Genomic DNA, 22,550 nt, shown 5'->3' with positions numbered 1-22,550 from the left:
ACCCCGACCCGAGGGGAAGGAGCGGCTTTGTTTGCGGGGAAGGGGGGGGGGGGGGGGGGGGGGTTTTTTTCCCCCCCCCCCCCCCCCCCCCCCACGACCAGCCGCACCGACTCGCACGCACACCCTTCTCGCCCGCCCGGACCGATCGATGTCACCCAACAGGGTTATGTCCCGGCCCGCCGGTGACCCCACGCCGGAGGCGGCGCGCCGAGCGGGCACCTCGCCCCGGCCACGCACCCGACGCCGCAGGCCAGGGACACACGCCACCGGCCGAAGACGATCGACAGCGTGCGAGTGACACCCCGCGGATTCACCCCAACGGCCGCCTGACGCTGCGCCGGACGTTGTAAAACCCGGCTCGCTAACCGGCCGCACCCGGCTTACAGTCCCTTCATGCCCGGTACACGCTGGAGCCGCTTGCTGCCTACAGCGCTGCTGGTCACGCTCGCCTTGACGGCGATCTCCGTCTGGTCGGCCTCGGACGACATCGAGGCCGAGCTTTCGGCGCGCGCGAAGGACGCGCTCGCCGATGTCGGCGTCTCCGGCGGCCAGGTGAGTTTCTCGGGCCGCGACGCGAGCCTCGCCGGTTTCCCGCCGGACAAGGCCGCGCAGGCGATGGACGCCATCCAGCGGATCGACGGGGTCCGCACGGTCGAGATCTCCGGCGACACCGCGCCGCCGACCGGCCCGGTGACCACCAGCGGCGAGCCGCCGAGCCCATCGCCCGCTCCCTCGAGCCCGCCGTCCAGCCCGGCGCCGACTTCGGCCAAGCCGACGGACAAGGCCGGGTTCCAGGCCGAGATCGACCGCCTGCTGACGGCCACCCCCATCACCTTCGAGCCGGACACCACCGAACTGACCGCGGACGGCGAGCGCGGCGCGCTGGAGATCGCGAAGCTGCTCACGGACGCGCCCGCCGGGGTGCGGTTCCGGATCACCGGACAGGTGGCGACCGGTTCGGACAAGAAGCTCTCGATGAGCCGGGCACTGACGGTGGAGCGGCTGCTGGAGCGCAACGGGGTCAAACGCGACCAGGCGTACTCCACCCAACGCAGGACCTCCGACGGCGCGAACGGCGAGGGCCGCCGCGTCGACATCACGGCAGAACAGAGGTGATGGCTGAATGCTCTGGCTCTTCGGGCAGATCTGGCTCTGGCTGCTCATCTCCTTCGCCCTCGGCTGCGGGGCCACCTGGCTGATGACGCGCGGCGAGCGACGTGAGCGCCCGGCTCCCGAACCGGCGGCCCGCGAGCCGGAACGCGCCACCGGGCTCGAGCCCGTGCCCGACCCCGAGCCCGTGCCGGAGCTGCTCTCGACCGAACAGACGCAGTTCATCCCGCCCGCGCGGATCCAGGACGACGACGAGCCGTACGACCAGGAGGCGGAAGGTCACCGCGAAGGTCAGCTGACCCCGGAACCGGTGCGGGCCTACCGCCCGCAGGAGCCGGAACCGGCGGGCCGGAACGGCGACCGCGGCCACGAACCCGAGCCGGTCTGGCCGAGTGACGAGGACTGGCCGCCCGCCGGACGCGCGCCCGAACACCGGCCGGGGCAGGGCGGCTGACACTCGCCTGGTAAATTCGGCTACGCACTGTGAGCGTGACGCCGGGTACGTTTCTTCGATCGGGAGCTCCGGCACACGAAGGAGGCTCCGATTGGCGCTCCCGTATTGGACGCCGCACAACCTGCTGCCTCCGGGCCGCCACCCCGCCGATCTGGCCGACGTCTACGAACGGCTGGTCTTCGACGCACCGCACCAGAACGACCGTGAAATCCTGTTCAGCGCGCTGAACAGTTATCTGGGGGTCGCCAGGCGGATCATGCCGACCGGCCGCGCGTGGATCGGCGGAGATCTGACCGCCAGGACCCCGCACGCGCCGCTCGGGCTCGACGTGGTGCTGATCCCCGACGAATGGGGCGCGCTCAAACGGCTCGACGACACGGGCCGCTCGGCGCTCTACGGGCTGCTGACGTTGCGGGGGGTCATCGTCGGCCAGCCCGCGATGTATCTCGACCAGGTCCAGCCCGTCGGCGGCATGCTCGACGGCTTCCTCTGCCGCCCCGGCGACGAGGAGATCTGGGAAGAAGTGTGGGCATCGGGTGGCAGGGGAATTCCGGAAGTGATCTGGTGAGGAACGAATTCCGGCGTATCGCCGACGAGATCCCCGGCGGCACCTGGCTCGACGACCTCGCCCGCGCGTCGGCGATGGCCGCGTACGCGAAGTTCGAGCGGACGTCCCGTTCGCCACTGCTTCGCGTGTCCGTGATCGGTGAGTCGCATCTCGACGCGTACACCTTCTCCGACATCAGCCGCGCGCTGCAGGACGCGACGGCGAAGATCGGGCACATCATCCGCAACCCGTCGGGCGAGGTGACCATCGTCCAGCCCGCGGACCGGGAGAAGGCCCCGCTGATCCAGCGCGGCCAGGCGGGCAACGCGATCTTCTTCGGCTTCCCCGAGCCGGCGCTCGAAGACGCGCTCATCCACGACGGGATCGAGTCCCTGTCCGAGCGCGCGGTCAAGGAACTGTGCGATTTCCTGCCCGCCAACGGCTCCGACGACGGCGCGCTGGACGCGGTGCTGCTGCAGCGCGACACCGTCCGCAACGCGGTCAGCGACATCGTCAACGCGGTCAGCAAGCACGCCGGGATCGGCATGGCGCTGACCCCGACCGCGGGCGAGGAACTGACCCGCAGCATGACCACCGAGCAGGCGAGGATCCTGTCCGGGAGCCTGCGCGAGTCGCGGGAGGCCGTCGGCTACGAGACGGTCAGCGGCAGGCTGGACGGGGTCCGCACCCGGCGCCGGATCTTCTATCTCGAACGCGAGTCGGGCGGCACGATCCAGGGCGCGGTCGCGCCGGATCTGCTCGACGAGATCAAGGAGAACCTGGACCGGCCGGTCACCGCGCGGCTGCGCGTCGTGCGCACCACGACCATCGACGGCCGCCGCGGCCGCCCGGTGCACGAACTGCTGGAGATCACCCCGGAAGTCAGTCTGTTCGATCAGTGATCGGGTTTCCGACATTCGGCGATGCTACAATTCTCGTCAGAAAATATCGATAACCGCATGATCATCGTTCAATAATGACTTTTTCCGGCAGGTAACAATTTCGGCCATTGCCCCGAACGATGGGTTAACGTCTTCGGACGGAAGCCTCCGAAAGGGCACGTATGCCGACCGATCCACCTCTCCCGCACCCGCCCGCCACCCGCTACGGCCCGGGGTTCGCCACGCACGGGACCCGGCACCGAAAGCCCAAGAACGGCCTGGTCATCGCCGGTTTCCTGGTCGGACTCGCGGCGCTCGTGGTCGCCTTCGTCCCGGTCGCCGGGGTCGCCACCTGGCCGCTCGCCGTAGTCGGAATGATTCTTTCCGTAATCGGTTTGACCAAAATCAAGAAGGGCGAAGCGGACAAGAAGGGAATGGGCGTCGCGGGGCTCGCGCTTTCCCTCGCCGGTTTGCTGGCCGCGACCGGGTTACTGGTCTACACCAACTTCTTTGCTACTGGTCAGTCGGGACTGCACATCCCGGCGGTCTCCGGGGACAAGAACACCGTGGAGTTCGTCGTCAGCGCGTCCGGCGGCGCGACCGTCCGGTTCGGCGCGCTCAACGACCAGCGGACCGAAACGACCCCGGCGAGTACCGACGAATGGCGCGGCACGGCGTCCTTCAACTCGGGCGACTACATGCTCACGGTCACCGCGGACACCCGGAACTCGACGGTCAGCAACCAGATCGCCTGCACGATCCTCGTGAACGGCAAGAAGGTGGCGGAGAACAAGGGCCAGACCATCGCCCTGTGCACCGCGAGCACCGCCTGATCTCCGCGTTCAGTCCTCTGGATGCGGTACTTGCACGCGCAACTACCGCATCCAGAGGACTGAATGCGGGAAGGCCGCCTGGCGGCCGGCCGGTATCGCCCCCACCTCCACCGGCCGGACCGCCACGAGCCGCTCCTGGCGGCTCTTCAAACGGATCCCGAAGGGTCCGCCCGAGCGCCGATCCCTACCGAATGCCCCTCCCCTAGGGCTCGATCGACGCTGAACCGGACCCTACGCGCGCAAGACGCGAGGCCACTAAGAATCCGCTAAGGATCACTCACGGACCTTCGCCGAGGTCCGTGAGTTCCGCGCGGACCAGTGCGGCGAGCTTCGGATTGGCGTCGGAGAGGATCTTCAGCGCGATCGCGAACTGCTCGCGGGCACCGTCCACATCCGACCCGGCCCGCAGCACCCTGCCCAGGGTCAGCCGCAGCACGCCCTCCTGGAGGACGAACCGCCTGCTGATCGTCAGGTCGACGGCTTCCCAGACGTACCGCTCGGCGGCGGCGAGTTCGCCGATCCTCATGCTCAGTTCGGCCAGGTTGTTCAGCGAGACGACGACGTAGCTTTCGTCGCCGAGGGTCCGGTCGATCTCCAGCGAGGCGATCTGGTGCCCGATCGCCTCGATGAACCGCCCCGCCCGCTTTTCCGCCTCCGCGCAGTTGTTGAGCGCCTGCCCGCGCAGTTCGAGGTCTCCGGTCCGGTCGGTCTCCTCGACCGCCTGCCGCAGCGTCGCGATGGCCTCGTCGTACCGGGCGAGGAGAGTCAGCGCGCAGCCGAGATGGATGTTCGCCGAGACCATCAGCCGGTTGTCGCCGATCGCGCTCGCGAGTTCCAGCGCGCGTTCGGCGTCGGCGAGGCAGCCCTGCGGCAGTTCGAAGGTGAGCGCGATGGCGCAGCGGGAGATCAGCATCCAGCACCGGCCGAGGACGTCACCGGACCGCTCGGCGGCCTCCAGCCCGATCTCGACCAGCCGCTTCCAGTCGTCCAGCAACGGGTACACCGCGCGATAGGTGTGCGCGACCCTGGCCAGCCGCCAGACGTCGTCGTGACGCCCGCCGGCACGGGCGGCTTCGAGGACCTCCAGCAGGTTCGCCCATTCCGCGGTGAACCAGTCCTGCGCTTCGGCGAAGGAATTCAGCGGCGGCATCTGCGCGTCGCTCAGCACATCGGTGAAGTCGAGGGGGTCGACGATCCGCAGCATCTTCCGCCGCGCCCGGTCGGCGACGGCCTGGTAGAACCGCACCGATCGCGACAGCACGTCTTCGCGGTCTTCCTCGTCGAGTTCGTTCTCCGCCAGCTCGCGCAGGAACAGGCGGACGAGGTCGTGCGGGACGAAGGAATCGCGGCCCGTTTCGGCGAGCAGGTTGTGCGCGGCGAGCACCCGCAGATGCCGCCGCGCCTCGCCGACGGTGACGTCCCCGATCGCGGCCGTCAGATGGGAACCGGCCGAGACGACCTGGACCACGCCGAGCCGTAGGAACGTGTTCGCGACGTCGGTGGGAAGCCCGCGGAACGAGACGTCGAACGCCGCGCGGACCCCGTCGTCGGGGCCCTCGACGTCGAGCGCGGCCAGCCGCGTCCGTTCGTTGCCGAGCTCGTCGACCAGGTCCTGCGCGGACCACTGCGCGCTGGCGGCGAGCCGCGCGCCCGCGATCCGCAGCGCGAGCGGGAGATAACCGCAGAGCCGGGCGAGCGCGTGGTTGAGGTCGAATCCGGCGGGCCCGGCGAGTTCCTCGATCAGCCGGACGGCGTCACCGGGCGCGAGCGTGCCGAGGACACGCAGTTTGGCGGCGTTGGACACGGCGAGCCCGTCGAGCCTGGAGCGGCTGGTCACCAGCGTCATCGACCGCGAGCCGGGCGGCAGCAGCGGCCGCACCTGATCGGCCGAACGCGCGTTGTCGAGGATCACCAGCATCCGGCGCCCGGCGATCATCGAGCGGTAGAGGGCGATGCGTTCGTGGACCTGCTCGGGGATGCCGTCGGCGGGGACGCCGAGCCCGAACAGGAACTGCGTGAGCAGATCGGCGGGCTCCAGCGGCGGGTGCTGCGGGTCGAAACCCCGCAGGGAGGCGAAAAGGATGCCGTCGGGGAAGCGGCGGGCGGCGCGATGCGCCCACCACACCACCAGGCTGCTCTTGCCGATCCCCGCGGTCCCGGAGACCACGCCGACGGCGGTCTCGCCCGCTTCGGCCCGCTCGGCGAGATCGTCGAGCCAGGCGAGATCGGCCTCGCGCCCGGCAAGGCTCGGCACCGCGGGCGGCAACTGCTGGACGGGATGCGCTTCGGCTTTCGCGTCCTCGACGACCTTGACCGGCAGGTCGTCGTTCAGGACGCGTTCGTGCAGCCAGCGAAGATCCGCGCCGGGTTCGACGCCGAGCGTGCGCAGCGTCGCCCGGGACACCGTGCGATAGAGCTCGAGCGCGTCACCGCGGCGCCCGGCGTGATAGAGCGCGCGCATCAGCTGACCGGCCGTGCGTTCGGCGAGCGGCTTGGCCCGGACCAGCGGGCTGAGCTCGACGATCAGTTCCGCGTGCCTGCCGAGTTCGAGATCCGCATCGACCCTGGCGCCGTGGACGGCGAGCCGCAGGTCCTCCAGTTCGGGGGCGCGGACGGACCCCGGCACCCCGGCCAGCGCCGGTCCCTGCCAGAGCGCGAGGGCCTCGGCGAGCAGCTCGGACGCCTTGTCCGGGTCTTCGGTGGACGCCCGCTCCAGCAGCGACCGGGCACGGTGGACGTCGATCCGGCCGGGTTCGACGGTGAGTTGGTACCCGGGCGGCGCGGTGAGGATCTGGGCGCCGCGCGGATGGTCGCCCTGGATGTCCCGGAGCACGCGCCGCAGGTGGGAGACGTTGCCGTGGACGATCGTGCGGGCGGTGGCGGGCGGGTCGTGCCCCCAGAGCGCGTCGATGATCTCGTCGAGCCCGACGACTTTGTTGACTTTCAGGGCCAGCAGCGCGAGCAGTCCGCGGACGCCGGGACCGCCGACGGGGACCGGCCGTTCGCCGTCGAGGAGCCGCACGGGACCGAGGAGTTGGAAGCGGGCAGGGGAACCGCTTTCGCCCATGACGAACCCCCTCCCCCGATCTCTCCCCTTACCGGAGTAGCCAACCTACCGCGCGAAGACGCCGCCAACCAGAAAACGCGAGGGAAGCGAGACATAGCGGGCACTATCCCCCGCCCCAATGCCACATTGGGCCACCAAGCGTCTCCAATGGCGCAAAGGACATCGGGGTGGAATCCCGGACGCTCTCGTGAGCTCAGGTGAGGTGACCGGCGGACTCGTCTCCCCGGGAGCGCGCCAGCGCGACGGGGAGACTTCACCCCGCGCGCCCTCTTTCGGGCCGAAGGCCCACGAAGACGTTTTGCAGGGCGCCCTGACCACAAAACCGCAGCTTGACCACAGTCTGGCGCCCTGCGGAACGTCTTCGTCAGCGCGCGGCAACAAGCACAGAAATAAAAGAAAGCTCCGTGCCATCAGTCCCGATCTGATGGCACGGAGCCGGGGGATGTCCGATTTGGGCCGCCTGGGGGCGCGACCCACACCGGACATCGGCGTCCACGTCCGTCCGGGTGGGCTCACCCCGAGCGAAGAACCCGTTCGTCCGTCGACAACACCTACGTGAGCGAGCCCACTGGCCCGCTCACGTAGGCGACAACGTAACAGGGCGCACACCGTCGGCTACAGGCGCCCCGTCATGGCCTTCGCTACCTGCGGTTTCGTCAGCGCGACAGGGGTGTCGAGTCGCGGCCGGCGATGAACGCCGGGCGCGGTTCGATCGCGGCGAACGGCTCCCGCAGCGCGTTCTCGACGCTGTTGAACACGATGAAGATGTTCGACCTCGGGTACGGGGTGATGTTGTTCGACGAACCGTGCATCACATTCGAATCGAACCAGAGCGCCGAACCGGCTTGTCCGGTGAATTGGTCGATTCCGTATTCGGCGGCGAGCTTGGTGATGTCTTCCTCACTGGGGACACCGACTCGCTGCTCTTTCAGCGAACTCTTGTAGTTGTCCTCGGGGGTTTCCCCGGCGCATTGGACGAAGGTCCGCTGTGAACCCGGCATCACCATCAGGCCGCCGTTGAACGGGTAGTTGTCGGTGAGCGCGATGGAGCAGCTGACCGCACGCGGCGCCGGCATGCCGTCCTCGGCGTGCCAGGTCTCGAAGTCCGAGTGCCAGTAGAACCCGGTGCCCTTGAAGCCGGGCATGTAGTTCACGCGGCTCTGGTGGATGTAGACCTCGGAGCCGAGGATCTGCCGGGCCCGGTCGAGCACGCGGGGATCGCGGACGAGCTCCGCGATCAGCTCGCTGGTCTCGTGGACGTCGAAGATGGAGCGGACCTCACCGGTCTTGGCCTCGGTGATGACGCGCTCGTCGTCGCGGTGGTCCCCCGACGACATGCGGACGAGTTCCTGCCAGTAGGTCTGGATCTCGCCAGGCGACAACAGCTGGTCGACGACGGTGTAACCACGGGTTTCGTGGTTGGCGAGCGTGGCCGCGTCGATGGGACCGTCGGCCTCGCTGCCCCAGACGGTGGGGTGCGTCCTGGGCAGGTGTTCGGGCTTACCCGTGACACGGGTCGGGTAGCTGTCGTCGACTCGGGTGTCGGTCAGCGTCAATGCAGTCGCCTCCTCGAGCGATTTTTAGGGTTCGGTTACGAGCGGGTACACGCCGTTTTCGTCGTGGACCTCGCGGCCGGTGATCGGGGGGTTGAACACGCAGACGCACTTGATCTCGGTCTTGGGCCGGACCTGGTGCTTGTCGTGGTCGTTCAGCAGGTACAACGTGCCCGGCTTCAGCTGGAAGACCTCGCCGGTCGCGGTGTTCTCGAGCTCGCCTTCACCGGAGGTGATGAAGACCGCTTCGATGTGGTTCGCGTACCAGAAATCGTTGACCGTCCCGGCGTAAAGCGTGGTCTCGTGCACCGAGAAACCGACGCCCTCCTTGGCGAGCACGATGCGTTTGCTGCGCCAGTTCGGGGTCTTGATGTCGGCGTCGGTGTCGGTGACCTCGTCGAGTGTTCGGACAAGCAACGGAAAACTCCTTCTCGTTCTCGGTTGAGGGCGGTCAGTTCAGGACGGTGGCGATGGACTCGTCGATGATCGACAGGCCCTTCGTGAGTTCTTCGTCGGTGAGCGTCAGCGGCGGCAGCAGCTTCATGACCTCGCCGTCGGGGCCGGAGGTCTCCATCAGCAGCCCGCGCTCGAACGCGGCGGCGCAGACCTTGCCCGCGAGGTCGCCGTTGGCGAACTCGAGGCCCCTGGCGAGGCCGCGGCCCTTCGCGAACAGGTTCGCGTCCGGGTACGCCTCGACGATGCCTTGGAACGCGGCGGCGATGCGCTCGCCCTTGGCCTTGGTCGACTTCTCCAGCTCGTCGTCGCTCCAGTAGACGCGCAGCGCCTCCGTCGCGGTGACGAACGCCGGGCTGATGCCGCGGAAGGTGCCGTTGTGCTCGCCCGGCTCCCAGACGTCGAGGTCCGGGCGGATCAGCGTCAGCGCCATCGGGATGCCGTAGCCGCTGATGGACTTCGAGAGGCAGACGATGTCGGGCTTGATGCCCGCGTCCTCGAAGCTGAAGAACGGGCCGGTGCGGCCGCAGCCCATCTGGACGTCGTCGAGGATCAGCAGGATACCGTGTTTCTTGCACAGATCATCCAGCGCCTTGAGCCACTCGATGCGCGCGGCGTTGATGCCGCCCTCGCCCTGCACACCTTCGACGATAACGGCCGCGGGCTCGTTCAGGCCGCTTCCGGAGTCTTCGAGAAGTTTCTCGAAATAGAGGAAGTCCGGGATCGAGCCGTCGAAGTAGTTGTCGTACGGCATCGGGGTGGCGTGCACCAGCGGGACACCGGCGCCGCCGCGCTTCATCGAGTTGCCGGTCACCGAGAGGGCGCCCAGCGTCATCCCGTGGAAGGCGTTGGTGAAGTTGATCACGGATTCCTTGCCCGTCACCTTGCGCGCGAGCTTCAGCGCGGCCTCGACCGCGTTCGCGCCACCGGGGCCGGGGAAGACGACCTTGTAGTCGAGCTCGCGCGGCGCGAGGATCTTTTCCTTGAAGGTCTCGAGGAAGTCCCGCTTGGCCACGGTGAACATGTCGAGCGCGTGCGTGACGCCGTCACGGGCGATGTAGTCGATCAGGGCCCGCTTGAGCGCCGGGTTGTTGTGCCCGTAGTTGAGCGCGCCGGCACCGGCGAAGAAGTCGAGGTACGCCTTGCCGTCCTCGTCGTACAGGTAGCTCCCCTGGGCCCGGTCGAACACCACGGGCCAGCCACGGCTGTAACTGCGTACTTCGGATTCGAGTTCCTCGAAAATGCTCATCACGTTTTCTTTCTCCCTGGGATCCCCGGATTTATGTTCTATTGACTGCTGAGCGGACCGATTCGGTACAGGTCCTCCTGCTCATGCGTTCCGTCCTCGGCCGGGAAATCCTTGGCGGTGAACAGATCCCGGCGTTCCAAAGTGGCGTTCCACCGCTTGGCGAACGAGGCGAACAACCGGATCGAAGCCTCGTTGTCCGGCGTGATCGTGGTTTCGAGGTACCGCACACCCTGGGCGGTGAGCTGACTGAACAGCTCGTCGAGCAGTGCCCCGGCCAGGCCTTTTCCGCGCTGGGACGCGTCGACCGCGACCTGCCAGACGAAGCCGGTGTCCTGCTTCCGATACCCGATCACGAAGCCGACCGGGGTGCCGTCGACTTTCGCGACGACCGAGGTGTCGGCGAAATCGTGACACCACAGTAAATAGGCGTAAGGCGTGTTGAGATCGAGCTTCTTCGAATCGCGGGCGATTCTCCAGAGCGCGGCACCGTCTGCCTTGGTCGGGTTTTCGATCAAGTGCTTTCCGGACATGTCCAAGAAACGTACCGGAGGATTCGGGCGCGGTCAGATCAGCGCGGCAGCGACAACGCGGCTACCTGCAACAACCCTGAAACACACGTGACAAAGGTAACGGTAACGTTTGAAGCGCAGCACTGGTGGGTAAGGCCGCTTCGTCGCGGTCTCACTGGATGTGACGATACCAACGGTTACCACTCGGTCGCAGGACCAGGCCACAATTCGGCGGTTCAGCGGCGGTGGCGCCGCCGGAATACGGAACCCAGCGGCGTCCAGACGGCGGGCAGCAGAATCAGCAGACAGACCACCAGCCACCAGACCGGTGCCTCGCCGCGCCGCCAGCCCGCCACGACGCCGCCGAGCCAGCCGAACAGCGGATCACGGACCGGTGGCAGGAACGCGGCGAACAACAGACCCGCTCCCACCAGCACGGCGAGCACCGTGAGCACCATCCGCCACGTCTTGCGCAACGTCATCAGGCTGACCACCAGGAACACGATGGCGCCCGCGGCCACCGGGACGCCGACCCACTGCAGGACGGGCCCGCCCTGCCCGCCGATGACGAACCCGGCCAGCACGGTGATCAGCGCGGCGAGCACGTTCCACGGGGACGGCAGGGTGGCCGCGCCGCGCGTGATCCACCACGCGCTGCGGCTCGCGGCCTTGGCGAAGGTCGCGGCAGGCTGGACCGATTTCGGCACCCGGGTCGCCCCCGCGGCCGCGTTGATCCCGGCGGCACCCGCTTTGACCAGCGTTTTCGTCAGCAGCATCGTCCCGCGTTCGTGTTCGAACCGTTCGCCGGAGACCTGGCACGCCTGGAACGCGCGCTGGGTCTGCTCGTCGGTCTCCGGTTCGTTTTCGATCAGGCGCCGGAACCGTTCCGACGGTTTCCCGTTCCCCTTGGCCGTTTTCGCGTCGTGTCCACAGTGGAGTCCGACACAGGGCAGTTCCTCGCGCGCGATCTCCGCTTGGCGGACCCTGGCGAGCACCATCGCCGTCACCGGCATGCTGATCGGGAGCTCGGCTTCCTTCTCCACGTCACCGAGTTCGCCGTCGAGGCCGAGGAAAGCGAGTTCACCGGCCAATTGCGCGCGCAATGACTCCGTCTCTTCCGGCGACAGCCCGTCTTCGGTGCCCGGCCACCGCCATCCGATCTTCTCGAACGTATCCCGGACCTGCTTGCGGAAGGCCTCCCGCCCGATGACGTCGCGCAGCAGCCGCAGGCGTTTCGGGTCGAGCAGGCACTGGATCAGCCAGCCCGCGCCGTCGACCCGGCCCCACATCCAGTCGTTCGCGCGCCACGACGCCTTGTAGAAGGCGCCGAAGTAGTCGGCCTGCATGCCGGTGAGCTTGTCCCACGAACGGCGCCGCTTCATGTCCATCAGCGTCCGGGAATCCGCGCTCACCTGGACGAGGTCGACCCGCTGGTCGACCGACGGCGGTTGCGCGAGCAGCCCCCGGGTCGCGATGTGCAGGCGCACCAGGCGCGAGGTGACGACCGTGTCGCCGGCGCTGTCGTCGCCGGAGGTGAGCCCGGTCCACGCCAGCAGCGTGGTGACCGTGTCGGCGGCTTCGGTGTCGGATTTCGCCTGTGCCAGCGGCAAAAGGATCGGCGTCGCCTGACGGAGCGCGGCGACCACGATCGGCCACGCCTCCATCAGGGTGTCCGACCGGCCCCTTGCGGCCCATTTCTTGGCGAGGCCCTCGATCCAGGCCGCGAGCGTGACCTTGGCGTCCGGCGGATCCTGTTCGGTGACCCAGCCCGCGAGCCGTTCGCCGCGCGCGGCCTTGTGCCGCGCCTCGTGCAGCAGCACGCGGCAGCGGTTGAGCTGCACCGCCTGCTGCGGCGCCGGGTCGAGCCGGAAACCCGCGTTCACCAACTGGAGGCCGGTGGCGACTGAATCGTCCAGCGCGGTGGTGCGGAAGGCGACCAGGTCCTGGAGTTCGCAGGTGTCCTTCGGCGGCGCGGTGGGCAGGCCGTCACGCAGTCCTTCCGCCGCGGCCGCGCGCAGCTGCGCCGCCGTACCGGACGCCCATTGGCGGCCCGGATCCTCCACATCGGACAGTGAGAGCCTGCGGGTCGCCTCGCGGACCAACGCGGTGGCGTCCTCCTGCACCCGCCGATCGCGGTAGTCGTTCATCAGCCGCTGGTCGACCAGCGCGTCCGGACCGCCGCGAACCCCCATCGAGGCAAGGGAAACGCGGGTGCCCCTGGTCCGGACGACGGCGTCGTTGTGCCGGGTCAGATCCTCGAGCTCGGCGCTGATCGTCTGGCTCAGGACGGTTCCGACGACCTTGCTCATCGCGCTGCCCAGCAGCGGCGGCCGGTCCGGATCGACCTCGACCCGCTCGGCTTCGCGTTCCGCCGTCGGCACGACGTACAGCAGCAGCCGCCGGACGTCGGAATGCGACTGCCGTTCGAAGATCTCCCGCAACGCCGGGCGCAGCGGCTTGTTCAGCAGCACGCCGCCGTCGGTCAGCCAATGCGACCGGGTGACGTCGGTGTACCGGGTCATGTCCGGATGCAACGGCCCGGTCTTCTCGCCGATCGGCATCCGGGAGAGCTCGAACGCACCGGGGAACGACGCGGTGGAGCGCGCCGCGAGCGCGAGCGGGCCGACGACGTCATACGTCCACAAAGGACCATCGAAGCGGAAGAGGAGGCGGTGTTCGGTGTCCCGCACCAGGTTTCCGAGCGCGTCGTCGAACCTGGTCGTCTCGCCGTCGATCATCGTGCCGGTGAGCAGCACGGTGATGTCGGGACAGTCCGGTTTGACCGTGGCCTGGTCGGTGATGCGGTGCAGCGCGTCCTTGAGATCCGCCAGGAGCACCTTGTCGCCGTCGAGCAGCGAGCGCGGTTCCTTCTCGCCGGGGTCGCGGATCAGGTTGTCGAGCGATCCCGTGCTGATCCACGTGTCGCGCAGCACCTGCGGGCTCGACCGGAACGCCTCGGCCAGCCCGAGGCACGCCGCGTTGATGCCGCCCGCGCTCGTGCCGGTGAGCACGTCGAGCGAAACCGTGGCGTTGAGCAGATCGAGCAGGGCGCGGTACGGCCCTTCGGATTCCGGCGTTCTCGACGCCTGCAGCAGATGTGAGGTCTCGGTGGCGACCCCGCCCATCCAGACCGCGAGGCTCGCCCCGCCCACCATGGTCATCGCCAGCCGGATCTCCTGCGGCCACGGGCTCCCCGCGTCGGCCATGTGCGCCCTCCCCAAGGCTTAAGTGCACGAGCACTTTAGACCGGACGGACGAACCCGCGTACCGCCGTTGGTGCCGAGATTCGTTCACCCGTAAGGGCAATTTCACGCCCTCGCAATCAGGTGCCCGGTCCCTGCCCCTGGATACGCGACGGGCCCACCCACCGGCGCGTTTCGTCCTCTGGTTGCGGTAGTTGCACGCGCAAGTACCGCAACCAGAGGACGAAACGCGGAAGAGTGCCCGGGCAGTGAAGGGGCCCCTCACGTCCGAGGGAAGGCGTGAAGGTCGCGTTTCCTCGGCTGAGCCGAGGAAAGGGGGCCTTCACGCGCCGTCGTCGTGACTGGTGAGACCACTGAGGCCAAGGAGGCCGTTCTGCCTCGGGTGAAGGGACCTTCGAGGGACCCTGGGTCCCTTAAGGAGTCCTTCACGGCGTCGCCCCCACCCACCGGCGCGTTTAGTCCTCTAGTTGCGGTAGTTGCACGCGCAAGTACCGCAACCAGAGGACGAAACGCGGGAGGGGCGAAAGGGGGTCAGGCGGCGAAGTGTTCCAGGAGGAGGACTTGCGCCTCACCGACGGCGAAGCCGAGGACGGCGCCGGTCGCGATCAGGATCCATTCGTCCTGCTGGAACGCCGGCCGCAGCAGTCCTTCGAACTCGCGCGGCGACAGCTCCTTCATCTTGGTCACCAGCACGTTCCGGATGTCCATCGCGTCGTTCGCGTAGTCCTCGATGTACCGCATGGTCTCCGGCAGCTTGTCCATGATCTTCTCGGCGATGTTCAGCTTCATGTCCTGATACCGCCTGCTGCCGACGGCGAACACGACCAGCGGTTTCCCGACGCCGACGCGGCGGCCGAGCTGTTCGTCGAGCTGACGTTGAATGAGCCCGAGCACCCGGTCCGAAAGCGGGCCGTGCAGCACCGCCTCGATCACGTTGTGCGGGGTGATGATCTCCTTCGCGATCAGCGCGCCGTACGCCTCCGCGACCTCGCCGCGCCGCTTCAGGAACAGGCCTTGCCAGCGCACGCCGAAGTACCGGCGCTCTTCGATCGGGTAGAAGATCATCCGCAGCGCGAGCCAGTCGGTGAACCAGCCGGTGAACAGGCCGAACAGCGGCATGATCAGCGGGAACTTGAACAGCATCCACGCGATCATCTGGATCACGCCGATCAGCCCGCCGAAGAAGATGCCGGAGCGGGCGATGAACTTGAACTCCTTGTCGCCCGCCTCCTGGAAGATCCGGTTCAGCAGCCGTTTGTCCTTGACCAGTGCGGTGACCACCATGCCCTTGAGGTCGAACACACTGTCCACATCGGACTTGATCAACTCCAGCACGGCCGCGACCATCTTCGGCGTCTCGGCCTGGACGCGCTGGATCACCAGCCGCTGCATCCCCACCGGCAGCGATTCCCACAGCCCCGGCTGGTAGTGACCGGCGACGTCGCGCACGATGTCCTCGACCGCGGCCTGGAGCGGTTTTTCGATCTCCCGCGCGATTCTCTGCGGATCGAGCCTGGCGACGACCTCCGCCGGTTTGATCAGCTGCTCGGTCATCGTGTCGCACGCGATGCTCGCCATCCGCGCGGCGCGTTTGGGCACGATGCCCTGCCAGCCGAGGAACGGTTTGATCCCGACGAATTCGACCGGCTGGAACATCATCCGGATCGCGACGAGTTTGGTGGTGTAGCCGATCAGGGCGGCGACGATCGGGATCGAGACGTAGATCGGCCAATGCTCGGCGAAGTCGGCGAGGATCCCGTCGAGGAACGCACCCATGCCGGGGTCAGCCGGCGCTCGGGTCGCAGGCCTGCCAGAACTGGGCGCCGAGCCGGGAAATGTGGACGGTGCGCTTGACGAACTTGGCCCGCTTGACCGACTTCTCCGCCTCGCGGACGGTCTCGTCGGTCAGCAGGATCTCGTACTGCGTCTCCAGCGAGGGCACCTCTTCGTCCAGCTCGACCAGGCCGAGCCCGATCAGCCTGGTGAGGTAGCCGGGCACCTGGTCCGGCAGCGAAACCCCGGCGGCCTTGCCGACGGTGGAGGCGTTGCGGAGCACGAACCGCCCGGCGCCACCGAGGTTGGTCCGCTCGGCGACGTCGACGGCGGGGAACGGCGAGCCGTCGGAAAGTGCGGAGAGGATGCGGGCTTCGTCCGGTGTCAGCTGCCGCAGGATGATCGCGTAGAGGTACTCGCGAGCCCGCTCGCGGCCGAAGCCGATCGAGTGGTTGAGCAGTTCGGCCATCGCCGCGCGGAGCGGTTCGAGGTGGGCACGCGTGTGCACGAGGGTGATGGTCGCTTCGACCGGGCGCGAGCCGTTGGCGTCGGGCCGGTTCATCGCGGACGCGGCGGTGAGCGCGGCGTGGTACGGGTCGTCGACCTCGTCGAGACGGCGGCGCAGCTCCGAAAGCAACTGCCGCTCACCCTGCTTGATGACCTGTTCCGCGAGGTCGACGCCGGGGAGTTTGCGGGTGAATTCCATGCCCGTGCGGGCCGCCCAGCCCGCCAGCTGCCCCGCGCGTTTGGCGAAAGCGGCCAGGTCGTCACCGGCGGGTCGATCGTTGCTCACGGGCACTCCCCTCACGTTCGCGCTGATGCTACCTGCGAGTAGGCCGAACGGCCGAAATTGTGATCGACGCGAGTGTTTGGATGAATACATGAGCTTCACGCGCTGGGGTCCGCCGATCGACGTCCTCCCGCTGTTCGCGCGGGAAGAGCAAGCCTTGCTCGACGTCCTCACTGGTCTCGACGCGGAGCAGTGGGCCGCACCGACGGTCTGCGCGGGCTGGACGGTGCACGATCTCGCCGCCCACATCCTGGGCGGCAAGCTCGGCAGGCTGTCGCGCGATCGCGACGGCTACCGGACGACGGCGCCCCGCGAGAGCGAACGGTTCGCGAAGTTCATCGACCGGATCAACGACGAATGGGTGGTCGCGTGCCGTCGGCTGTCACCTGAAGTGCTGTTCGCGATGCTGGTGGACAGCACCTCGCAGCTCGCCGAAATGTGGGGCCGCGCCGACCTCGACGCGCTCGGTGAGCCGGTGAGCTGGGCCGGGGACGAACCGGCGCCGGTCTGGCTCGACGTCGCCCGCGAGTACACCGAGTTCTGGGTGCACCAGCAGCAGATCCGTGAGGCCGTCGGTGCCCGCACGCTCGACGAGCGGGACTTCCGCGGGCCGGTGGTCGACACCTTCGTCCGGGCGCTGCCGCACACGCTGCGTGACGTCAAGGCGCGGACGGGACGTCAGGTCGTCTACACCGTCACCGGCCAGGGTGGCGGCAAGTGGACGGCGCAGCGGACCGCGGACGGCTGGTCGCTCGATCGCGTCGCGCCGACGTCACGCGCGCCGCTGGCCTCGGTGACGACGGACGCGGACACCTTCTGGCGGCTGTGCGCCCGGAACCCGGCGGACCGGGACCGGGTCACCGCCAAGGGTGACGAAAACGTTTGCGCCACCGTGCTCGGGATGACGTCGATCATCACATCGAGTAACGGCCGACCTTCTCCGAGTGGATGACGAGCCGGACGAGATCCAACTCCTGGATCCCGGCGAGCTCCCCGGAGTGTGCCGGGTCGTCGAGGTCCCAATAGCGGGCGCCGAGGCGGGCGGCCAGCTCATGCGCCCCGTCGGGCTCCACGGTGACGCGGCCGGTGACGGAGACCCAGCGTTCGCGCTCGCCCACCGGCGCGGCCACGATGATCGAGGCACGGGGATCGCCGTCCAGCCGCCGCACCTTGGGTGAGTCCTGGGGCGTGAACAACTGGATCGTGCCCTCGCCGGTGGCTTCGAACCAGACCGGCCGGACCGGCCCGTCGGCCACGGTCAGGAACCCGTGCAGGGGACGGCGGAGGAATTCGAGGTCTTCGGCGGTCAACATGAGCTCGATTCAACACGCCCGTCCTGGACGTGCCCATAGGCGAAAAGCCGGATCGCCTGTGTATTCGTCTAACGTCGGTGGCGTGGACGTGTTCAGTGACCTGATCCGCGGGGTGCGGTCCCACGGCTCGTTGTTCGGCAGTTCGGCCCTGTCACCGCCGTGGTCGCTGCACTTCGTGGACGGCGCACCGCTGACCCTGTGCGCCGTCCTCACCGGGGCGGGCTGGGTCGTGCCCGAAGACGCTCCGCCCGAGCCGCTTCGCGCGGGCGAGACGATCATCGTGCGCGGTCCCGGGACTTTCACCTTCGTCGACGAGGTCGGCACCCCGGCCGAGCCGGTCGCGTGCGGCGAGCACTGCGCGACGCCCGAACAGGGCGGGACCCGGCACCGCCTCGGCTGGGCCGACGAGCCCGGCGGCGAGACGACCTTGATCGTCGGCGCGTATCCGGTCGGCGGCGAGATCGGCCGCCCGCTGCTGGACGCGTTGCCCGTCGTGGTGCGCGTGGACGCCGGGGGCGCGGGCGATCCCGTGCTGGACCATCTCGCCGCCGAAGTCGCCGTCGACGCGCCCGGTCAGCAGGTGGTCCTCGACCGGTTGCTGGACTGGATGCTGGTCTGTTCCCTGCGCGAATGGTTCGACCGGCCCGGCGGCGAACCCCCGGCGTGGTGGGCGGCCCAGCGGGATCCGGTGGTCGGCGACGCGCTGCGCCTGCTGCACGCGGAACCGGCGGCACCATGGACGGTCGGCTCGCTGGCCGGGCGGACCGGGGTCTCACGGTCGACGCTGGCCAAGCGGTTCGCCGACCTGGTCGGTGAGCCGCCGCTGACCTACCTCACCCGCTGGCGGATGACCCTCGCGGCGGATCTCTTGGCGGGCAAGGAATCCACGACCATTTCCGATATCGCCCGCACCGTCGGCTACTCCGACCCGTTCGGCTTCAGCGCGGCGTTCAAACGGGTCCGGGGCGTCAACCCCAGCGAGTTCCGGCGCGGCGCTGTCCTCTGACAGACGTCAGCGGAGCTGATGGCGGGACTTTTTGGCCTGCTTGCGCAACTGCAGGATCCGGGCACCGCCGACGAGCGCGACCACGGCGCCGCCGGCGATCACCGAGAACAGCATCGCGACGGCCAGCGGCATGCTGCCGGACATGCCGAGGAAGTGGACGGTGGCGGTGTCCTGGTTCTGCAAGATGAACACGAGCAGGAACACCAGCAGGATCAGCGCCACGATGACGGCGATCCAGGTGCCGCTCACCCGCGTGCGCTTGAGTTTCGGGCCGGCGTCGAACTTACCGCTGTGGCGCGCGCCGCCAGCGGCTTCGGGCGGTGAGACGGGCTCGACCGGAACCTCGGCGGCACCTTCCTGCGGCTGAGTCATGCAGGACAGTGTCCGCCGAAGTCGTCTTGATCGCGCCCTCAAGCGTCCGAACGGGTGACCTCGTCCGCCGCGCGCAGGACGCGCAAGGTGTTCTTCCCGGCCAGCTTCGCGCAGTCCTCGTCGCTCCAGCCGCGTTCCATCAGCGCGGCGAACAGCACCGGGTACTTCGAAACGTCTTCGAGGCCTTCGGGCAGTGTCGCGACTCCGTCGTAGTCGCCGCCGAGGCCGATGTGGTCGACACCGGCCACTTCACGCGCGTGCTCGATGTGCGCGACGACGTCGTCGATGCCCGCCTTCGGCTTCTCGGGGCCGCCGCGCTCGGCGGTGAACTTCGCGCGCTGGTCGATGTTCCGGTAGTCCTTGCCCGCGGCGTCCATGTCCTGGCGCAGCCGGTCGTCCCATTCGGCGACCTTCGGCGAGATGAAGCCCGGCACGAACGTCACCATCGCGACGCCGTCCTTCGCGGCCAGGGTTTCCAGGACGTCGTCGGGGATGTTGCGGGCGTGGTCGTTGACCGCGACGCACGAGGAGTGGCTGAAGATCACCGGCGCGGAACTGACCTCCAGCGCGGCGCGCATCGTGCTCGGCGCGACGTGCGAGAGGTCGACCAGCATGCCGATCTTGTTCATCTCGCGGACGACGTCACGGCCGAACTCGGTGAGCCCGTCGTGCGCGGGTTCGTCGGTGGCGGAGTCGGCCCAGGTGGTGTTGTAGTTGTGCGTCAACGTCATGTAGCGGACGCCGAGACGGCGCAGGATCCTCAGCACGCCAAGGGATTCGGCGATGCTGTGGCCACCTTCGGCGCCGAGCAGCGACGCGATCTTGCCGTCGCGGAAGGCGGCCTCGGCCTGATCGGCGGTGTCGGCGAAGGCCAGCCTGTCCGGGTACCGCTCGATCATCTGGTGCACGATCTCGATCTGTTCGAGAACCGCGGTGACGGCACTGTGCCCTTCGAACTGGCAGGGCACGTAAACGGACCAGAACTGCATCCCGAGCCTGCCTTCGGCGAGCTTCGGGAAATCGGTGTGCAGATGCGGCTGGCGGACCGTGAGATCCGTGCCCGCCACGGCCTGGACCGGATCCGGCCCGGTCGTGACCCGCAGCTCCCATGGCAGGTCGTTGTGCCCGTCCGCGAGGAGCGCCGTTTCGAGCAGGGCCTGGGCCCGGACGAGGTCACCGTTAGTCATCCGCCGATGTTACGTTCGGCTACTTTGCTCTCACCGCTACGGGTTGAGCCACCCCGCGGCCGCGACCAAACCGTTGCCCGTCACCTGGTGCCCGCCGGGATGGCGGTGGGCGACGACGTCCGCGGAGCGCTCGCGCAGCTCGCGGACGAGCGCCTCCGCCGACGCCAACGGCGCCATCGGATCCTGCTCGCCGTTCGACAGGAAGACCCGCGTACCGGACAGATCGTGGCGTGGTGGCGACGGGAGCGGAGACATCGCCGCGAACAGCGCGGCCTCTCCGACGGCGTCCGGACGCAGCAGGGTCACCGCGGCGGCGATGTTGGCGCCGTTGGAGAACCCGATGGCGACCAAGCGCCGGTCACCCAGGCCGTACCGTTCGCGCGAGGCGACCACGAAGTCGGCCAGCTGGTTCGCGCGGAAGACGACGTCCTCGTGATCGAAAACGCCTTCCGCCAGCCGCCGAAACCACCGTGCCGCACCGTGTTCCGACACCGGCCCGGCCGGCGCGAGCAGCGCCGAGGCAGGGCTGAGCTGACGGGCGAGCGGCACGAGATCGTCCGGTCCGCCGCCGGTGCCGTGCAGGAGCAGCAGCACCGGCTCGTCCGGCGACCCTTCGACGTACTTGTGGTCCAAGGTGCTCATCGCGGGTTGTTCTCGCTCGGGAGGTCCAGCTTCGGCAGCATCGCCTCGATGTCCTCGCGCTTCGGCTCCAGCCACGGCGGCAGCTTCAGCGCGCGGCCGAGTTCGAGCAGCGGCTCGTCGATCGCGAACCCTGGCTCGTCGGTCGCGACTTCGAGCAGGGTGCCGCCCGGCTCGCGGAAGTAGATCGAGCGGAAGTACTGGCGGTCCAAAATGGACGTCACGTTCACGCCGTCGTCGATCAGTTCGTCGCGCCACGCGGCCTGGGTCGCCTCGTCCGGCGCGCGCCACGCGACGTGGTGCACGGTGCCCGCCGCCACCAGCCCGCGCGGGGCGTCCGGCGTCACGAGGACGTCGACGAGTGCCCCGGGGCCGCCTTCACCGGCGGAGAACCGCAGGCGGTTGCCCTCCTGGTGCTCGAAGGCCAGGCCGAGACCGTCGGTCAGCATCCCGGCCGTCGCGTCCTCTTTGGACACCGAAAGCGTGACGGAGTGCAGGCCGCGGATGGCGTGTTCGGCGGGGACGAGCTTCGTGTCCCACGGGTCGCGCGGGTCGCCCTGCGGATGCGCGACGAGCGCGAGCTTCAGTCCGTCCGGGTCGACGAAGGTGAGCGTCTCCTCGCCGTCGGAGTTGCGGATCTGGCTCGTTTCGACGCGGCTCTCGGCGAGGTGCTGCTTCCACCACCCGAGCGACGCCTCCGGCACGGAGAACGACGTCGTGGTCGCCTGTCCGGTGCCGTGACGGCCCTTCGGCGCGTCCTTCCACGGGAAGAACGTCATCAGCGAGCCGGGCTTGCCGGACTGGTCGCCGTAGTAGAGGTGGTACGTGCCGGGGTCGTCGAAGTTCACGGTGGTCTTCACCAGCCGCAGGCCGAGGGCCCGGGTGTAGAAGTCCGCGTTGCGCTGGGGATCGCCACCGATGGCGGTGACGTGGTGCAGGCCCGAAGTCTTGATCGACATGGTGCCCCTCCTCCGAGGTCCGGTGAACTCAAGCTATCCCGAAAACCTCTCGCGCGCAAGATATATTCCTGGAAGAGTTCCTGGTGTACCCTCGCCCGCGTGACAACGGAACCGAACGACGACGAAGTGGTCACGTGGTGGGGCCTGGTGATTGAGGGCTACCTGGCCACGCAGAACAAGCTGATGGGTGAGATCGCCGAAAGATTCGGCCTGGCGCCGGCGTCGTTCGACATCCTGCTGCGGCTCGTGCGATCACCGGAGCACCGGATGCCGATGACGCGGCTGGCCGTCGAGGCGGCGTTGTCCAGCGGCGGGTTCACCAAGGTCGCGGACCGGCTGGTGGCCGCGGACCTGATCTGCCGCGTGCCCAGCCCGGACGATCGCCGCGTCACGTTCGCGGCGCTCACCGAGCACGGTCTCGACGTCGCGCAGCAGGCCCGGGAGGCGTGCGCGGAGATCCTGCGGCGCATCGTCCTGGCTCCGCTGGGTGACGACGCGCAGGGTCTCGCCGAGGCCATGCGCACCTTGCGGTCGGTCAACGGGTCCTGAAACCCCGCTCTAGCCGCGCCCTCGAAGCGTCATGAAAGGGGCTTTCAAGACATATTTCGTCCTGAAAGCCCCTTTCATGACACTTGGCGAGGGGGAGCGGGAA

Annotated in this window: 21 protein-coding genes; 8 read left to right on the top strand and 13 right to left on the bottom strand. The window is 68.5% G+C overall.

The window, feature by feature from the left end:
• The first annotated feature begins 393 nt into the window (after positions 1 to 393).
• From ACZ5IK_RS01555 to ACZ5IK_RS01535, 5 genes are all read left to right on the top strand, one after another.
• On the top strand, positions 394 to 1,116 hold the full coding sequence (locus ACZ5IK_RS01555) for an OmpA family protein (RefSeq protein WP_465486089.1): 723 nt from the start codon (positions 394 to 396) through the stop codon (positions 1,114 to 1,116).
• 7 nt (positions 1,117 to 1,123) lie between these two features.
• Entirely contained in the window at positions 1,124 to 1,564 is a 441-nt protein-coding gene (locus tag ACZ5IK_RS01550) for a hypothetical protein (protein WP_465486088.1), read from the top strand.
• Positions 1,565 to 1,655: 91 nt separating this feature from the next.
• Positions 1,656 to 2,132 (top strand): DUF6932 family protein, encoded by a 477-nt coding sequence (locus tag ACZ5IK_RS01545; protein WP_101610959.1) that lies wholly within the window; start codon positions 1,656 to 1,658, stop codon positions 2,130 to 2,132.
• Complete coding sequence (locus tag ACZ5IK_RS01540) at positions 2,129 to 3,013, top strand: hypothetical protein (RefSeq protein WP_101610960.1); 885 nt, start codon at positions 2,129 to 2,131, stop codon at positions 3,011 to 3,013. Before ACZ5IK_RS01545 ends, ACZ5IK_RS01540 begins: the two co-directional genes overlap by 4 nt.
• Before the next feature lie 161 nt (positions 3,014 to 3,174).
• Positions 3,175 to 3,825: a DUF4190 domain-containing protein gene (locus ACZ5IK_RS01535; protein ID WP_465486087.1), complete on the top strand. Its 651-nt coding sequence runs from the start codon at positions 3,175 to 3,177 to the stop codon at positions 3,823 to 3,825.
• A gap of 277 nt (positions 3,826 to 4,102) precedes the next feature.
• Here the strand turns inward: ACZ5IK_RS01535 and ACZ5IK_RS01530 are convergent, their stop codons facing one another.
• The 8 genes from ACZ5IK_RS01530 to ACZ5IK_RS01495 all read right to left on the bottom strand — a co-directional run bounded on the left by ACZ5IK_RS01530 (position 4,103) and on the right by ACZ5IK_RS01495 (position 16,425).
• Positions 4,103 to 6,892 carry an AfsR/SARP family transcriptional regulator gene (locus tag ACZ5IK_RS01530; protein ID WP_465486086.1) on the bottom strand — a complete coding sequence of 930 codons (2,790 nt, stop codon included), beginning with the start codon at positions 6,890 to 6,892 and terminating at the stop codon, positions 4,103 to 4,105.
• A 656-nt stretch (positions 6,893 to 7,548) separates the two neighbouring features.
• Positions 7,549 to 8,448, bottom strand: coding sequence for an ectoine hydroxylase (gene thpD, locus ACZ5IK_RS01525; protein WP_465486085.1), 900 nt, complete (start codon positions 8,446 to 8,448; stop codon positions 7,549 to 7,551).
• A 24-nt stretch (positions 8,449 to 8,472) separates the two neighbouring features.
• Positions 8,473 to 8,862, bottom strand: a complete 390-nt coding sequence (locus ACZ5IK_RS01520) for an ectoine synthase (RefSeq protein ID WP_007033454.1) — start codon at positions 8,860 to 8,862, stop codon at positions 8,473 to 8,475.
• 34 nt (positions 8,863 to 8,896) lie between these two features.
• Complete coding sequence (gene ectB, locus ACZ5IK_RS01515; RefSeq protein ID WP_465486084.1) at positions 8,897 to 10,147, bottom strand: diaminobutyrate--2-oxoglutarate transaminase; 1,251 nt, start codon at positions 10,145 to 10,147, stop codon at positions 8,897 to 8,899.
• Positions 10,148 to 10,185: 38 nt separating this feature from the next.
• Positions 10,186 to 10,677: a diaminobutyrate acetyltransferase gene (ectA, locus tag ACZ5IK_RS01510; RefSeq protein ID WP_465486083.1), complete on the bottom strand. Its 492-nt coding sequence runs from the start codon at positions 10,675 to 10,677 to the stop codon at positions 10,186 to 10,188.
• Positions 10,678 to 10,892: 215 nt separating this feature from the next.
• Complete coding sequence (locus tag ACZ5IK_RS01505) at positions 10,893 to 13,862, bottom strand: patatin-like protein (RefSeq protein ID WP_465486082.1); 2,970 nt, start codon at positions 13,860 to 13,862, stop codon at positions 10,893 to 10,895.
• A 528-nt stretch (positions 13,863 to 14,390) separates the two neighbouring features.
• Complete coding sequence (locus ACZ5IK_RS01500; protein WP_465486081.1) at positions 14,391 to 15,635, bottom strand: DUF445 domain-containing protein; 1,245 nt, start codon at positions 15,633 to 15,635, stop codon at positions 14,391 to 14,393.
• Positions 15,636 to 15,642: 7 nt separating this feature from the next.
• Entirely contained in the window at positions 15,643 to 16,425 is a 783-nt protein-coding gene (locus ACZ5IK_RS01495) for an Abi-alpha family protein (protein WP_465486080.1), read from the bottom strand.
• A gap of 88 nt (positions 16,426 to 16,513) precedes the next feature.
• Between ACZ5IK_RS01495 and ACZ5IK_RS01490 the strand changes: the two genes are divergently transcribed.
• The gene (locus tag ACZ5IK_RS01490; RefSeq protein WP_465486079.1) at positions 16,514 to 17,374 is read left to right on the top strand and encodes a maleylpyruvate isomerase family mycothiol-dependent enzyme; all 861 of its coding nucleotides are present in this window, start codon (positions 16,514 to 16,516) and stop codon (positions 17,372 to 17,374) included.
• On the opposite strand, the gene ACZ5IK_RS01485 is transcribed toward ACZ5IK_RS01490, so the two are convergent.
• On the bottom strand, positions 17,337 to 17,735 hold the full coding sequence (locus ACZ5IK_RS01485; RefSeq protein WP_465486078.1) for a pyridoxamine 5'-phosphate oxidase family protein: 399 nt from the start codon (positions 17,733 to 17,735) through the stop codon (positions 17,337 to 17,339). The genes ACZ5IK_RS01490 and ACZ5IK_RS01485 overlap by 38 nt on opposite strands.
• Positions 17,736 to 17,817: 82 nt before the next feature.
• On the opposite strand from ACZ5IK_RS01485, the gene ACZ5IK_RS01480 reads away from it, so the two are divergent.
• The gene (locus tag ACZ5IK_RS01480) at positions 17,818 to 18,741 is read left to right on the top strand and encodes an AraC family transcriptional regulator (RefSeq protein ID WP_465486077.1); all 924 of its coding nucleotides are present in this window, start codon (positions 17,818 to 17,820) and stop codon (positions 18,739 to 18,741) included.
• A gap of 6 nt (positions 18,742 to 18,747) precedes the next feature.
• On the opposite strand, the gene ACZ5IK_RS01475 is transcribed toward ACZ5IK_RS01480, so the two are convergent.
• Genes ACZ5IK_RS01475 through ACZ5IK_RS01460 form a run of 4 tightly spaced genes read right to left on the bottom strand, consistent with a single transcriptional unit; the run spans position 18,748 to position 21,898 of the window.
• On the bottom strand, positions 18,748 to 19,113 hold the full coding sequence (locus ACZ5IK_RS01475) for a LapA family protein (protein WP_101610972.1): 366 nt from the start codon (positions 19,111 to 19,113) through the stop codon (positions 18,748 to 18,750).
• Positions 19,114 to 19,151: 38 nt separating this feature from the next.
• Positions 19,152 to 20,300: a dipeptidase gene (locus ACZ5IK_RS01470; RefSeq protein ID WP_465486076.1), complete on the bottom strand. Its 1,149-nt coding sequence runs from the start codon at positions 20,298 to 20,300 to the stop codon at positions 19,152 to 19,154.
• A 36-nt stretch (positions 20,301 to 20,336) separates the two neighbouring features.
• Positions 20,337 to 20,942, bottom strand: a complete 606-nt coding sequence (locus tag ACZ5IK_RS01465; RefSeq protein WP_465486075.1) for an alpha/beta hydrolase — start codon at positions 20,940 to 20,942, stop codon at positions 20,337 to 20,339.
• On the bottom strand, positions 20,939 to 21,898 hold the full coding sequence (locus ACZ5IK_RS01460; protein ID WP_465486074.1) for a ring-cleaving dioxygenase: 960 nt from the start codon (positions 21,896 to 21,898) through the stop codon (positions 20,939 to 20,941). Before ACZ5IK_RS01460 ends, ACZ5IK_RS01465 begins: the two co-directional genes overlap by 4 nt.
• Positions 21,899 to 21,997: 99 nt before the next feature.
• On the opposite strand from ACZ5IK_RS01460, the gene ACZ5IK_RS01455 reads away from it, so the two are divergent.
• Positions 21,998 to 22,447 (top strand): MarR family winged helix-turn-helix transcriptional regulator, encoded by a 450-nt coding sequence (locus ACZ5IK_RS01455; protein ID WP_465486073.1) that lies wholly within the window; start codon positions 21,998 to 22,000, stop codon positions 22,445 to 22,447.
• Positions 22,448 to 22,550: the final 103 nt, after the last annotated feature.

The sequence above is a fragment of the Amycolatopsis sp. NPDC031561 genome, from assembly GCF_055580625.1.
The sequence above is the reverse complement of the archived record's forward strand: the minus strand, read 5'-3'. Positions and strand labels throughout refer to the sequence as shown.